Source organism: Streptomyces sp. NBC_00510, from assembly GCA_036013505.1.
In the GTDB taxonomy this organism is placed as follows: Bacteria; Actinomycetota; Actinomycetes; order Streptomycetales; family Streptomycetaceae; genus Actinacidiphila.
The window spans coordinates 6,509,325-6,521,747 of the sequence record CP107851.1 but is presented as its reverse complement, the minus strand read 5'-3'; the positions used below and the strand labels follow the sequence as shown (position 1 = coordinate 6,521,747).

Here is a 12,423-nt window from a genome sequence, read left to right as displayed (position 1 = left end):
GATGGGCAGCCCGGTGAAGACCGACAAGACTCCTCCGCCGCCCGCCGGGGGCGCGGCAACGGCCGCCGAGGGCGGCGGCGCGGCGGCCGGAGCCGCCGGCCTCCTGCTGCAGGCGGCCCGGCGCAACATGCGCCAGTACGGCATGATCATCGCGCTGGTGCTGATCGCGGCGCTGTTCCAGATATGGTCCGGCGGCATCCTGCTCAAACCGCAGAACGTCACCAACCTCATCGGCCAGAACAGCTACATCCTGATCCTGGCGATCGGCATGATGGTCGTGATCATCGCCGGTCACATCGACCTGTCCGTCGGCTCGCTCGCGGCCTTCGTCAGCGCGGCCGGCGCAGTGATGATCATCCACCACCACGTCTCGTGGCCGCTCGCCCTGGTCGCCTGCCTGCTCATCGGCGCGGTCGCCGGTGCCTGGCAGGGCTACTTCATCGCGTACGTCGGGATCCCGTCGTTCATCGTGACCCTGGCCGGCATGCTGCTCTTCCGCGGCGGCACCCAGATCTTCCTGGAGGGCCAGTCCATCTCGCCCTTCCCGCGCGGCTTCCAGAAGATCGGCAACGGCTTCCTGCCCGAGGTCGGGCCGCACACCAACTACCACAACCTGACGCTGCTCATCGGTCTCGTGGTGATCGCCATCGCCGTCGTCCAGGAGATCCGCGACCGCCGCCAGCAGCTCGCGTACGACCTGGACGTGCTGCCGCGCAACTTCTTCCTGCTGAAGCTGCTCGCCATCGTCGCCTGCGTCGTCGCCTTCACCATGACGCTGGCCAGCTACCACGGCGTGCCGATCGTGCTGCTCATCCTGGCCGGGCTGCTCATCGTCTTCGGCTTCGTGATGCGCAACGCGGTGATCGGCCGCCATGTGTACGCGCTCGGCGGCAACCAGGCGGCGGCGAAGCTCTCCGGCGTCAAGGACAAGCGGGTCGTCTTCCTGGTCTTCGTGAACATGGGCGTGCTCGCCGCGCTCGCGGGTGTGGTCTACGCGGCACGGCTCAACGCCGGTGTCCCGCAGGCCGGCATCAACTTCGAGCTCGAGGCCATCGCGGCCGCCTTCATCGGCGGCGCCTCCGCCACCGGCGGCGTCGGCACCGTGCTGGGCGCCATCATCGGCGGCCTGGTGCTCGGGGTGCTCAACAACGGGATGTCGCTCGTCGGCATCGGCACGGACTACCAGCAGGTCATCAAGGGCCTGGTGCTCCTGGCCGCGGTCGGCTTCGACGTCTGGAACAAGCGCAAGGTCGGTTCGTAAAGCAGCTACCTATCGAAGGAGCCGCAAGTGAACAGACGTACATTGATCGCGGGCGCGGCGCTCGGGGCGGTCGCGCCCGCGATCAGCGGGACGAGCGCCTGGGCGGCCGGAAGGGCCGGCACGGCGGGGCAGACCGCCGACGCCCGGCACAGGCCCGCAGGCGGGAGCAAGGTGAGCAAGGAACACTTCGGGACCTTGGAGGACGGCACCAAGGTCGACATCTGGACGGTCAGCAACGGCGGGATCACGCTCAAGGTGCTCTCGTACGGCGGTGTCGTCCAGACCCTGGAGCTGCCCGACCGGCGCGGCCGCCGCGTCAACGTGTCCCTCGGATTCGACGACATCGCCGGCTACGTGGCGAACAGCCCGTACTTCGGCGCGTTGATCGGTCGCTACGGCAACCGCATCGCGGGCGGGAAGTTCACCCTGGACGGCCACGCCTACCAGCTGCCCGTCAACGACGGACCGAACAGCCTGCACGGCGGTGACCGGGGCTTCGACAAGCGGGTCTGGGAGGTCGAGGGCTTCAAGGCGGGCTCGGACGCCGGCCTGGTGCTGCGCTACACCAGCGCGGACGGCGAGATGGGCTACCCGGGCACGCTGAAGGTCAAGGTCGTCTACACCCTGACCGCCGACGCGCGGTGGCGGATCGACTACACCGCCACCACCGACAAGGCGACGGTCGTCAACCTCACCAACCACACGTACTTCAACCTGCGCGGCGAGGGCGACGGCGGCATCTACGACCACGAGGTCCAGATCGCCGCCCGCCGCTACACCCCGGTCGGCTCCACCCTGATCCCCACCGGTGAGCTGGCGCCCGTCGCGGGCACCCCGTTCGACTTCCGCTCGGCGAAGACGATCGGCCGCGACATCCGCTCCGCGCACCAGCAGATCCTGTACGGACAGGGCATCGACCACAACTTCGTGCTCGACAAGGGCCGCACCGCCGCGCCCGAGCACATCGTGACGGTCACCGAGCCCGTCTCCGGCCGGGTCATGCGGATCGCCACCACCGAGCCCGGTGTGCAGTTCTACACGGGCAACTTCCTGACCGGGGCGTTCGCCGGCTCCTCGGGCCGGGTCTACCGGCAGGGCGACGGCTTCTGCCTGGAGACCCAGCACTTCCCGGACTCCCCCAACCACCCCTCGTTCCCGTCGACGGTCCTGCGGCCGGGGCAGACCTACCGCTCCACCACCGTGCACTCCTTCGGCACCCGCTGAGCGGCGCGCCAACCTCCCCGCGGGCGGGGGCGGCCGGGATTCTCTCCCGGCCGCCCCCGCCTGTCGACTTCGGGACCGGCACCGGGTGAACCCCCGTCGGCCGTACGGGGATGTTCTGGGCCACCGGAATGACTCCGGCGGAGAGTCCGCGCGCAGACGGGTACGCATCCCGTCGATCGAACCCCGCGCTTTCGCACTCGACGAGGGAGTCCCCCATGAGTCCTGACGGCAGGCCGCCTTCGCCGCGCAGGTCCCGGCGGTACGGACGGCTGACCGGTGTGGTCGTGCCGCTCGCCGTCGCCGCGGCCGCGGTGTCGGCGCCCGTGCTCGCCACGACCCCCGGCGCCGTGACCACCGCGGCCGGCACGACGACGGCCGTGGACGACCCGCGGCCGCCCGGCACGCGGAGCGTCGCCGCGGACGACGACGAGGAGGAGGGCGAGGACGGCGGCCGCGACGAGGAGGCCCGTGACGAGGGCGGTCGCGAGGACGGCGGGGACGACGGGGACCAGCGCGGCGGCCGGGAGACCGACCGGGGCGACAACGGCCGGGACGAGGGCGACGACGAGCGCGCCGACGAGCGCCGGGACGACCGGGGCGACGAGAACGGCGGGAACGACGAGCGCCGGGACGACCGCGGCGATGAACGCGGCGACGAGCGCGAACAGCAGCGCCGCGACGACCAGGGCGGGAACCGCGGGGACGGCCGCAAGGACGAGCGGGGGAACGGCCGGGACGACGGGCCCCGGAACGACCGCGGCGACGGCCGCGACGGATCCTGCGTCAGCATCGACTCCACCCTCCGCAAGGGCGACCAGGAGATCTCCGTCGCGGTGTTCGAGGGCCGGGTCTTCATCGGCGGCCGCACCCTTCCCCGCGGGCCCTTCGTCTGGCACTCCCTCAGCGGCAACCGCGGCTACCCGCGCGGCGTCTGCGGAGCCACGGTGACCTCCGTCGGCTCCGGGGTGTGGGTCAAGGCGATCACCCGGGACGGCCGGGTGGTCGAGACGCACTGCGTCATCCGCGAGGCCCAGGGCAAGCAGAGCTCGTGCGGGGAGTGGAAGACCCTGGACAGCCGCTCGTTCCGGGCGGCCAGGTGACCCCGCGCCCGCGCCGGCCGGTGAGCGACCGGCCCGCGCGGGCGCGGTGCGTCAGGAGGCGTCCTGCCAGTACAGCGCCGGCCGCGGGGTGCCGGGCGGCGCCGACGCGAAGGCCGGCGGGACCTCGGCGGTCAGCGCGGGGTACATGTCCGGAGCGGGCGCCTGGGGGCGCGGCTGGGGCTGCGTCTGAGGCGGCACCTGAGGCTGCGGCTCGGGCCTGAACTCGTAGACCGGCTGCTGCTGGGGCTGCGGCTCGGGCCTGAACTCGTAGACCGGCTGCTGCTGGGGCTGCGGCTCGGGCCTGAACTCGTAGACCGGCTGCGGCTGGGGCTGCGGCTCGGGCCTGAACTCGTAGACCGGCTGCGGCGGCATCGGCGGCGGCCCCATGGGCTGCTCGCACATCGGCTGGGGCGGCGGGGCCTGCTGGATCTGCGGGAGCGGCTGCACCGGCGGCATGGCGGGCTGTACGGGCGGCGCGGGCTGGATCTGCGGCAGCTGCTGCGGAGCGGGCTGCGGGGGCTGCTCCTGGACGGGCGCGGCGGCCGCGGGCGTGGGCGCGGGCGCCGCGTACCAGGTGCTGCCGTACAGCACCGTGCTCAGCCCGGTCAGCAGCCGCTGGACGTCGGCCTGCGGCCGGACCACGAGCCGCATGAAACGGCTGCTGCTGCCCAGCTTGTTGCCGCACTCGCGGACCAGCACCCCGTGCTCGGCCAGCAGCCGGTCGCGCAGCACGGCGCCGTCGACGCCGTCGGGGAGCTTGACGAAGACGAAGTTGCCCTGGGACGGGTAGACGGTCAGCCCCGGCAGCGCCGCGAGCTGCCAGGTCATCTCCTGCCGGTCGCGGGAGACCAGGCGCAGGCTCTGTGCGTACTCCTCGCGGTGGTCCTTGAGCATGAAGACCACCGCCTCCGCGAAGGAGTTGAGGTTCCACTTCGGCAGCATGCGGCGGACCTTCCCGGCCAGCGCGGGGTTGGCGACGAGGTAGCCGAAGCGGATGCCGTGCAGGCCGAAGTTCTTGCCGAGGCTGCGCAGGACGATCACGTTGGGCCGCAGGACGGCCTCGTTGGCCACGCTCGGCCAGGCCTCGGCGTCGGTGAAGTCGAGGAAGGACTCGTCGATCACGACGAGGTCGAGGTCGGACAGGGCGTCCATGAGCGCGACGACGGCGTGCTTGGGGAGGAAGCCGCCGTCGGGGTTGTTGGGGTTGCAGATCACGGCCGTACGGGAACCCCGCGCGCGGACGAACGAGACGAAGGCCGCCGGATCGAGGGCGAATCCGGCGGCCTCCGGGAGGAGGAACATGTCGACGCGCTTGCCGGTCTCCATGGGCTGGTCGGTCCAGCGGCCGAAGGTGGGTATGGGGATGGCCAGGCTCTCGCGGACCAGCAGGTGGTCGATCCAGGTGATCAGCTCGGTGGAGCCGTTGCCCATGGCCACGGTCTGCGGGTTGAGGCCGAGCAGCGAGCACAGCTCGTTGGTGATGACGTCCGTGCTGCTCGGGTAGTAGGTGAGGATGTCCCGCATCGACTCCTGGAGCCGGTCGTACATGGCCGGGCTCGGGAAGTACGGGTTGCACGGGATGCAGAAGTCGACGATGTCGTGTCCTGCGTCGGTGGACGACAGGCCGCCGGCGGCGCGGCGCAGCGCGAAGTACGAGGGACTGTGCGCGGTGTTGGCGCGGAACAACTCGGTGGCATTACCGGTGACGCCGACTGCGACGGTCACGGCAGAACCTCCCTCGATCACGGGGGCCACGCCGCGGCGGCCCGCTTCCCCTTGCCTGCACCACCTTGTCGCACATTCCTCACATCTGGTGCATGTGGGACGTTTGTGGGACAAGTAGTGCGCGGTTCGGCTATCTTGCGGCCGTCCCCGGTCTCATACGGGCCGGGCGGGGCTTCCGTTCAGTCACCGCCTCCCCTGTCCGCGCAGGCCCACGGCGACGGTGGTGATCTGGCCCGCGGCGGCCGGCGCGACGAGCTTCACGTCCCCGGCCGGGACGTGGTTGAGCACCCAGGTCCGTGTCCGGTCCCTGTCCTTGTAGGACTTGGCGGCGACCTTCCGGCCGTCCACGTACAGGGTCCAGGTGTGCGTGGCGGCCCTGGTGCCGGTGGCGTCCACGGACACCGCGAGGCTGCCGCCCCGGTGGTCGGCGAGCGAGACGGCGACGCCCTTGCCCCGTTGGGACGTTCCGGAGACGTGGTCGCGGTCGTGTCCCGCGGCGGAGGCGGTGGCGGCGCCGGTGGCGAGCGCGGTGGCGGCGAGGGTGGTGACGGCGACCGCCTTGACGGAGAACGCGCGCATGGGTTCAACTCCCTTTCGAATGGGGGTAAATTCCGGTCGTCCGGAATTCCGGACACCCACATAGTAGGAGCGGGAATGATGCGCGCACATTCCCGGAAGTGATCGCCGGGACGCCTCCCACCTGTTCTTTCACCTCCCCTCAGGCAACGGATGAGGAATTCTCATCCACCACCGGGAGCCGCCCGGTGAATTCGCGGGAAAGCACGTGCGGGCGATCACAGGAAAAGGCCGCATGAGAATCTCGGCGTGTTTCTCTCAGCCGAGCGTGCCGACGGCCGCGACGAGGAGGGCACGGATCTGGGCGGTGACCGCGAGCCGCTGGGCGACGAAGGCGGGGTCGGTGACCGTGCCGGTGGCCGGGTCGGTGTTGCCGGGGCCGAAGTGCAGCACCGGGGTGTGGACATGGCCGCCCGGGGCGGGCAGCGCGAGCCTGTCCCGCAGCAGGGTGGCCCGGTAGGCGATCTCGTTGGAGAGGTAGTCGCCGCCGCCCCCGGCGCGCGCCGCTGAGCCGGAGGTCGGACCGCCGTCGCGGGTGACGGGGTCGGTTGCCCCGGCGGGGACCTCGGTGACGGTGGTGCGGTCGTACACCGGGAAGGGGCCGGTGCCGGCGGCGGCGAGCGCCGCGTACGGGAGCGTGGACGCCGTCCACTGCGGCTGCCGGTCGGCGACGGCCACGGGGACCGGGACCGGGCCGGTGACGGACAGGCCGGTGTTGTCGGGGTGGCCGCCGCGCCATGCGCCGTTGAAGCGTTCGAGGTCGAAGCGTCCGTCCCGGCCCTGGCTGACGGTGGCGAACAGGTCGACCCGGCGCGGGCCGGGCCGGAAGCGGGGGCGCAGGACGCGTTCGACCGTGCCGTCGGCGAAGTCGCCCCAGCGCACCGGGAAGACGACGGTCTCGACGCGGGCGGCACCCGCGGCGGTCGCGAGGGTGACGCCGTCCAGGGCGAGCGCCGCGGCCCCGGAGGGATTGCTGCAGCGTATGTCGGTGTCCAGCCGGAAGGGGTCGAAGCCGGTCAGCAGGATGCGCCGCACGCCCTCGGCCAGGGGCGGCCGGACGGCGTCCTGTCCGCGCGAGGCGCGCTCCAGTCGGGCCGCCAGCGCGGCACGGCCGGCGGCGGGCAGCGCGAACGCCGGTTGCCACCGCCGCAGTTCCGCGCCGAGGGCGAGCCGGGCCCAGTACAGCGGCCGGTCGTCGTCGTGGCTCAGGTCGCCGCCCACCGCCCCGCGCCCCTGGACCCGGTCCACCGCGGCCCGCCACAGGGCGCGCCCGTGCCGCCGCACGCTCCGGGCGGCCGAGGCCGGGTCGCGGGCCTCCGCCAGGGCCCGGGCGAACCGCGGGGCCGCGGTGTCGAAGCCGCCGCGGCGCAGGATCTCCCGCGGCGCGGCCCGCTCCAGGCGCAGTTCCTCCGCCGTGGGCGGCGGCACGTCGGCGGGCACGGCAGGGCGGAGCGGCAGGCGCATCGCGGGGAACCTCCGGGCGGTCGGGTACGGGTCGGCCGCCCGGAGCATGGCGCACCGGGGCAGCGCTCCGCCAGGGGTCCCGGGCGCTACGCCGGCTTGCGGGCGAGGAAGAAGATGCTCGGCCCGAACCCCACACGGGCCAGCGGGGACTGCAGCGCCCCCTCGGCCCGTACCAGCGTCGCGTGCGGTACCACCCGCTTGAGCCGCGCGCTGCGCAGGTTGGACACCGACAGCCGGCGCTCCACGCGCAGCCCCGCTGCCTCCAGCTGCGCGGCGACCGTGCGCGGGTGGTGGTTGACGAACGGGATGCTGTCGCGCTCGCGGTTCTCCGCCGAGCGGATGTCCACCGGTGACCGCGGCACCCGCCGGCGGTGCGCCGCGTAGCGCAGCCGGTTGGCGGCGTGCGCGAGGTTGGCGGTCTCGACGACGGCGGTGCCGCCCGGCCGCAGCACCCGGGCGATCTCGGTCAGCGCGGCCCCCGGGTCGGGCAGGTGGTGCATGACGCGGATCATGGTGACCAGGTCGACGCTCGCGGAGTGCAGGCCGAGGCCCCCCGCGCTCATCAGCCGCATGCTCACCCCGGCGAGCCCCTTGAGGAACTCCTCCGCGTCGTCCAGCTGCTTGCGGCTGGCGTCCACCAGCGTGACCCGGTCGGCGAACTCCCGCAGCACCGGCACGAGCCGGCCGAAGCCGCCGCCGACGTCCGCCGCGTGGCCGAAGTGCCGCCCTTCGAGCAGCCGCCGCAACGCGGCCACCTCGGCGTCGTGTTCGTAGCCGCGGCCTTCCCAGTAGGTGCGGTAGCTCTGCGGATTGTCGTCGTACTGGTTGGTGCGCTGCGCCATGGCGCGCCTCCCCCTCGCGTGCTCGTCCTCAGGACATAAGTCACGCGGCAGGGGCGGAACGGTTCCCTCCGGATCGCTCCGGCGGCTACGGCTTTCGGAAGTCCAGCCGCCCCACGGGCGCACCCGGCTCCGGCCGCGGCTCGGGCACCTCCTGCGGATGCGTCAACGCACGCACCAGAAGCGTCGCACCCGCCACCGCACCCGGCATGAGCAGGACGGACACCAACGGCACCAGGAAGCACAGGATCAACGGCACACCGAAGCCCAGCGTGAGCGCCATCCGCCCGCGCAGCATCCGCATCCGCATCCGCAACGGGACCTCGCGCCGCTGGAAGGCCACGCCACTGAGTTCGAGGGCGAGGAAGTACCCGGAGACGCAGAAGCCGATCGCGGGGACGACGGTCTGGCCGACGAAGGGGATGAAGCCGGCGGCGAACAGCAGGACGCCCCAGACGGCGACCCGGACCAGCACCCGCAGGCTGTCCCGGGCGGACTGCAGCAGCTCCCGCCACAGCGGGACGTCGGGTGCGTCGGGCGCGCCGCCCTCGGTGACGTCGACCCGCTCGGCGAGGGACTCGTAGAAGGGCTGGCCGACCAGGAGCGTCACCGCGGTGAAGGAGATCACCGCCAGCAGCAGGCCGCCGCCGAAGGCGACCGCGGTGAGCAGCCCGCGGAACAGGCCGCGCCAGGGCGAGTCCCAGTCGTCGGCGAAAGGTGTGGCCCAGGCGGTCGCGTCGTCGGCCCAGAAGGCGAGGACGACCAGTGCCGCCACGTAGCCGACGAGGGTGATCAGCGCCGGCAGCAGCCCGAAGCCGAACCAGCGGCCGTGCCGGAGCACCCAGCGCTGGCCGTCCACGAAGAGCCGTATCCCGTTGGCAAGATCTCGCATGCGCGACAGGGTATGCGAACCGCGCGCGGCCGGTGGGGCTCAGACCATGACCTCGCAGTCCCGGGCGCCCGAGGGGTCCGGGTCGAAGAGGCAGACGTCGGAGCCCGTGTCGCCGGTGACGACGCCGGTGCCGGCGATGTCCTCGGCCTTCAGGAAGAGCACGTCGTCGCCCGGCCCGCCGCCCACGGTGCCGGAGTTGGCCCCGGCGTCGCCGATCAGGTCGACGAGGTCGTCGCCCTCGCCGCCGGTGACCCGGCCGCTGTTCTCGCCGTTGATCTCGATCATGTCGGCCCCGCCGCCGCCGTCGACGGTCCCCGCGTTGCCGCCGTGGACCGTGATGACGTCGACGCCGCCGCCCCCGGCGACCACGACGCCCGCGGGGACGCCGCCCGGGCAGTCGATCTCGTCGAAACCCTCGGTACCGGTGACGACACCCTCGGTGACCGTCCGGCCGTTCACCGTGCAGCCGGCGACGGCGGGCGCGGGCGGTTCGCCGGCCCGCGCGGAGCCGGTCAGCAGCGCGGACGCGCCGGCCAGGACGAGTGCCGCGCCGGCCAGGACCGGACGGGTGCGCCTACGTGCCGTCATCGCTGCTCCTCGGGTGGACGCCCGGAGTGGGGTGCGGTTGGCACGAGCGTCACGTCACGGGAGGCGGCCCGCAATCGGGCGGGGGCCGGCCGGGGGACCGCACCCGGAACGGGGCCTGACGATCCGTCATCATGCGGCGGGCGTCCCCGGGCCGGGCGACGACGACCCCGCACCCCGGGGAGGGTGTCAGGGACCTCCCCGGGGTGGTGGGTCAGCCGCCCACGGCCACCGGGACCGTGAGACGGCGGTCGGCGACGCTGCGCGCGACCTCGGCGGTGTACGTACCCGCAAGAGTGCGCCAGTCACCCTCCGAGGGGTCCCAGATCTGCGCGGCACGGCGGGGCAGCGCGATCCGGGCCTCCGTCACGGCGCCCGCCGGAAGCTCGACCGGGAGGAATCCGGCCAGGACGCGGGCCGGGCGCCCGCCCGCCGGGTCCTCGCCCGCGGGCGCCGCCAGGTAGACCTGGACGACCTCCCGCCCGGGCCGGTCACCGGTGTTGCGCAGCCGTACGGTGAGCGTGCCCAGGGTGTCTCGCCCGCCGTCCGCGGCCGGTCCCTCCGCCGGTGCGAAGGAGGCGTCCTCGTAGGCCCAGTCGGTGTAGCCGAGCCCGTGCCCGAACGGGTACGCGGGCTCCGCCCCGGCCCGCTCCCAGGCGCGGTAGCCGATGAAGACGCCCTCGTCGTAGCGCAGGACCCCGTCCCGGGGCACGACCTCGCCGACCGGGGCGTCGGCCAGCCGGGCTGGCCAGGTGGTGGGCAGCCGGCCGCCGGGCTCGGCGGCGCCGAGGAGGACGTCGGCGAGCGCCGCGCCAGCCTCCTGCCCGGGGAACCACCCGATCAGCACCGCGGCGACCTCCTCGCGCCACGGCATCTCCACCGGCGAGCCGGCGTTCACCACGACCACCGTCCGGGGGTTCACCGCGGCCACCGCGTGCACGAGTTCGTCCTGACGGCCCGGCAGCCGCAGGTCCGCGCGGTCGAAGCCCTCGCTCTCGACCCGCTCGGTGGTCGCGACCACGACCACCGCCACTTCCGCCGCCCGCGCCGCCGCGACGGCCTCCGCGATCAACTCGTCCCCGTCCCGCTGCGGTTCGCCGTGGACGAGCGAGAAGACGACCGCCCGGACCGGCCCCCTGCCGTCCCGGGGCACGACGTGGGTCAGGGAGACCTCGACGGGCACCCCGGCGGTCAGTCCGACCCGGCCGCGTTCGACGGGCGCGCCGAACATCCCCTCGAAGGGGCCGGACTCGGGGCCGGCGGCCTGGGTCCCTTCGTAGACCGGCGCACCGTCCACGACGAGCCGGAAGCCGCCCAGCCCCCGGGTGCCGAAGTGGTGGGCGCCGCTCTCGCGGGGGGTGAAGGTGCCGGTCACCTCGACCGAGTGCAGGGCGTCGTGGGTCACTCCGTCGGGCAGGTCGCCGCCCATCCACTGCACGTGGCCCCCGGGCAGCGTGCAGGTGCCGAGGACCTCGCCCGCGGCGTCCCGGCAGACCGCGCGCAGCGCGAAGCCGGGCCCGGCGGGCGCGAGTTCCTCGTTGGGGTCGGCGCCCACGGCGTAGGCCAAGGGGGTGCCCTCCGGCAGCGCCGCGCGCAGGCCGTCCAGCGGCGCGACCACGTGGGCGGGGAAGACCTGCGCGGACCCGCCGCCGAGCACCCGGGCGTCACGTGCGGCCGCGCCGATGAGCGCGATCCCGCGCACCGCGGCGGGGTCGACCGGCAGGACGGGCCGCCCGCCGCGCGGCTCGTTGCGGACCAGGACGAAGGAGCGGCGGGCGATCTCCCGGGCGAGCGCGGGGCCGTCGATCGCGGCGGGGATCCGGTCGGCGGGCACCGCCGCGGGGGTGTCCGCCAGCAGGCCCACCCGGGCGGCGAGCCGCAGCACGTTGCGCACCGCCGTGTCCACGGCGGACTCCTCGACGCGGCCCTCGCGCACCGCGCGGGCCAGCGCCTGCCCGTAGACGGTGCGCGGTCCCGGCATGGCCACGTCGAGGCCGCCGGCGAGGGCGGCGGCTGTGTCCCGGGCGGCCGCCCAGTCGGAGACGACGAAGCCGTCGAAGCCCCACTCCTCGCGCAGCACCTCGTTCTGCAGCCGGTGGTGCTCGGTCATCGTGGTGCCGTTGACGGAGTTGTAGGCGGCCATGACGCCCCAGGGCCGGGCGTTCCTGACGATGGCCTCGAAGGGCGCGAGGTAGAGCTCGCGCAGGGCGCGCTCGCCGATGACGTTGTCGACGGTGAAGCGCTCGGTCTCGGCGTCGTTGGCGACGAAGTGCTTGACGGTCGTGCCGACCCCGCCGTCCTGGACGCCCGCGACGTAGCCGGTGCCGATCTCACCGGTGAGGTACGGATCCTCGGAGTACGCCTCGAAGTGCCGTCCGCCCAGCGGCGAACGGTGCAGGTTGACGGTCGGGGCGAGCAGGACGTGCACGCCCTTGCGGCGGGCCTCCTGGGCGAGCAGCCGCCCGGTGCGGCGGGCGAGGGCGGGGTCCCAGGTGGCGGCGAGCGCCGTGGGGCTGGGCAGCGCGATCGAGGGGTCGTCCGCGGTCCAGCGCACGCCGCGCACCCCGATGGGCCCGTCCGACATGACCAGCGAGCCCAGTCCGATCTCGGGCAGCGCGGGCAGCGACCACATGTCCTGCCCGGCCAGCAGCCGTGCCTTCGCGTCGAGGTCGAGCTTGCCCAGCGCGCGTTCGACCGCGTCGTCGAGCGGGGTTCCGGAGGTGTCGCTCATGGGGTGGACTCCTTCGTGAGGACGTG

The 12,423-nt window shown here is 73.6% G+C and carries 10 protein-coding genes; 3 read left to right on the top strand and 7 right to left on the bottom strand.

Annotated elements, in window-relative coordinates; translation table 11 throughout:
- The first annotated feature begins 1 nt into the window (after position 1).
- The 3 genes from gguB (at position 2) to OG937_29355 (ending at position 3,585) form a co-directional block, all read left to right on the top strand.
- Complete coding sequence (gguB, locus tag OG937_29365; protein ID WUD75507.1) at positions 2–1,261, top strand: sugar ABC transporter permease; 1,260 nt, start codon at positions 2–4, stop codon at positions 1,259–1,261.
- 27 nt (positions 1,262–1,288) lie between these two features.
- A complete protein-coding gene (locus tag OG937_29360) occupies positions 1,289–2,485 on the top strand; it encodes a galactose mutarotase (protein ID WUD75506.1) in 1,197 nt (398 codons plus the stop codon).
- A gap of 215 nt (positions 2,486–2,700) precedes the next feature.
- Complete coding sequence (locus tag OG937_29355) at positions 2,701–3,585, top strand: hypothetical protein (GenBank protein WUD75505.1); 885 nt, start codon at positions 2,701–2,703, stop codon at positions 3,583–3,585.
- Positions 3,586–3,636: 51 nt separating this feature from the next.
- On the opposite strand, the gene OG937_29350 is transcribed toward OG937_29355, so the two are convergent.
- The 7 genes from OG937_29350 to OG937_29320 all read right to left on the bottom strand — a co-directional run bounded on the left by OG937_29350 (position 3,637) and on the right by OG937_29320 (position 12,397).
- The gene (locus OG937_29350) at positions 3,637–5,310 is read right to left on the bottom strand and encodes a histidinol-phosphate aminotransferase family protein (protein WUD75504.1); all 1,674 of its coding nucleotides are present in this window, start codon (positions 5,308–5,310) and stop codon (positions 3,637–3,639) included.
- Between the two features lie 183 nt (positions 5,311–5,493).
- Positions 5,494–5,889: a hypothetical protein gene (locus OG937_29345; GenBank protein ID WUD75503.1), complete on the bottom strand. Its 396-nt coding sequence runs from the start codon at positions 5,887–5,889 to the stop codon at positions 5,494–5,496.
- Positions 5,890–6,144: 255 nt separating this feature from the next.
- Complete coding sequence (locus tag OG937_29340; protein ID WUD75502.1) at positions 6,145–7,350, bottom strand: pyroglutamyl peptidase; 1,206 nt, start codon at positions 7,348–7,350, stop codon at positions 6,145–6,147.
- 86 nt (positions 7,351–7,436) lie between these two features.
- Positions 7,437–8,192 carry a class I SAM-dependent methyltransferase gene (locus tag OG937_29335; GenBank protein ID WUD75501.1) on the bottom strand — a complete coding sequence of 252 codons (756 nt, stop codon included), beginning with the start codon at positions 8,190–8,192 and terminating at the stop codon, positions 7,437–7,439.
- Between the two features lie 85 nt (positions 8,193–8,277).
- Entirely contained in the window at positions 8,278–9,081 is an 804-nt protein-coding gene (locus tag OG937_29330; GenBank protein ID WUD75500.1) for an EI24 domain-containing protein, read from the bottom strand.
- Between the two features lie 39 nt (positions 9,082–9,120).
- Positions 9,121–9,669, bottom strand: coding sequence for a hypothetical protein (locus tag OG937_29325; protein WUD75499.1), 549 nt, complete (start codon positions 9,667–9,669; stop codon positions 9,121–9,123).
- A 211-nt stretch (positions 9,670–9,880) separates the two neighbouring features.
- Positions 9,881–12,397, bottom strand: a complete 2,517-nt coding sequence (locus OG937_29320; GenBank protein ID WUD75498.1) for a glycoside hydrolase family 3 C-terminal domain-containing protein — start codon at positions 12,395–12,397, stop codon at positions 9,881–9,883.
- Between the last annotated feature and the right edge of the window lie 26 nt (positions 12,398–12,423).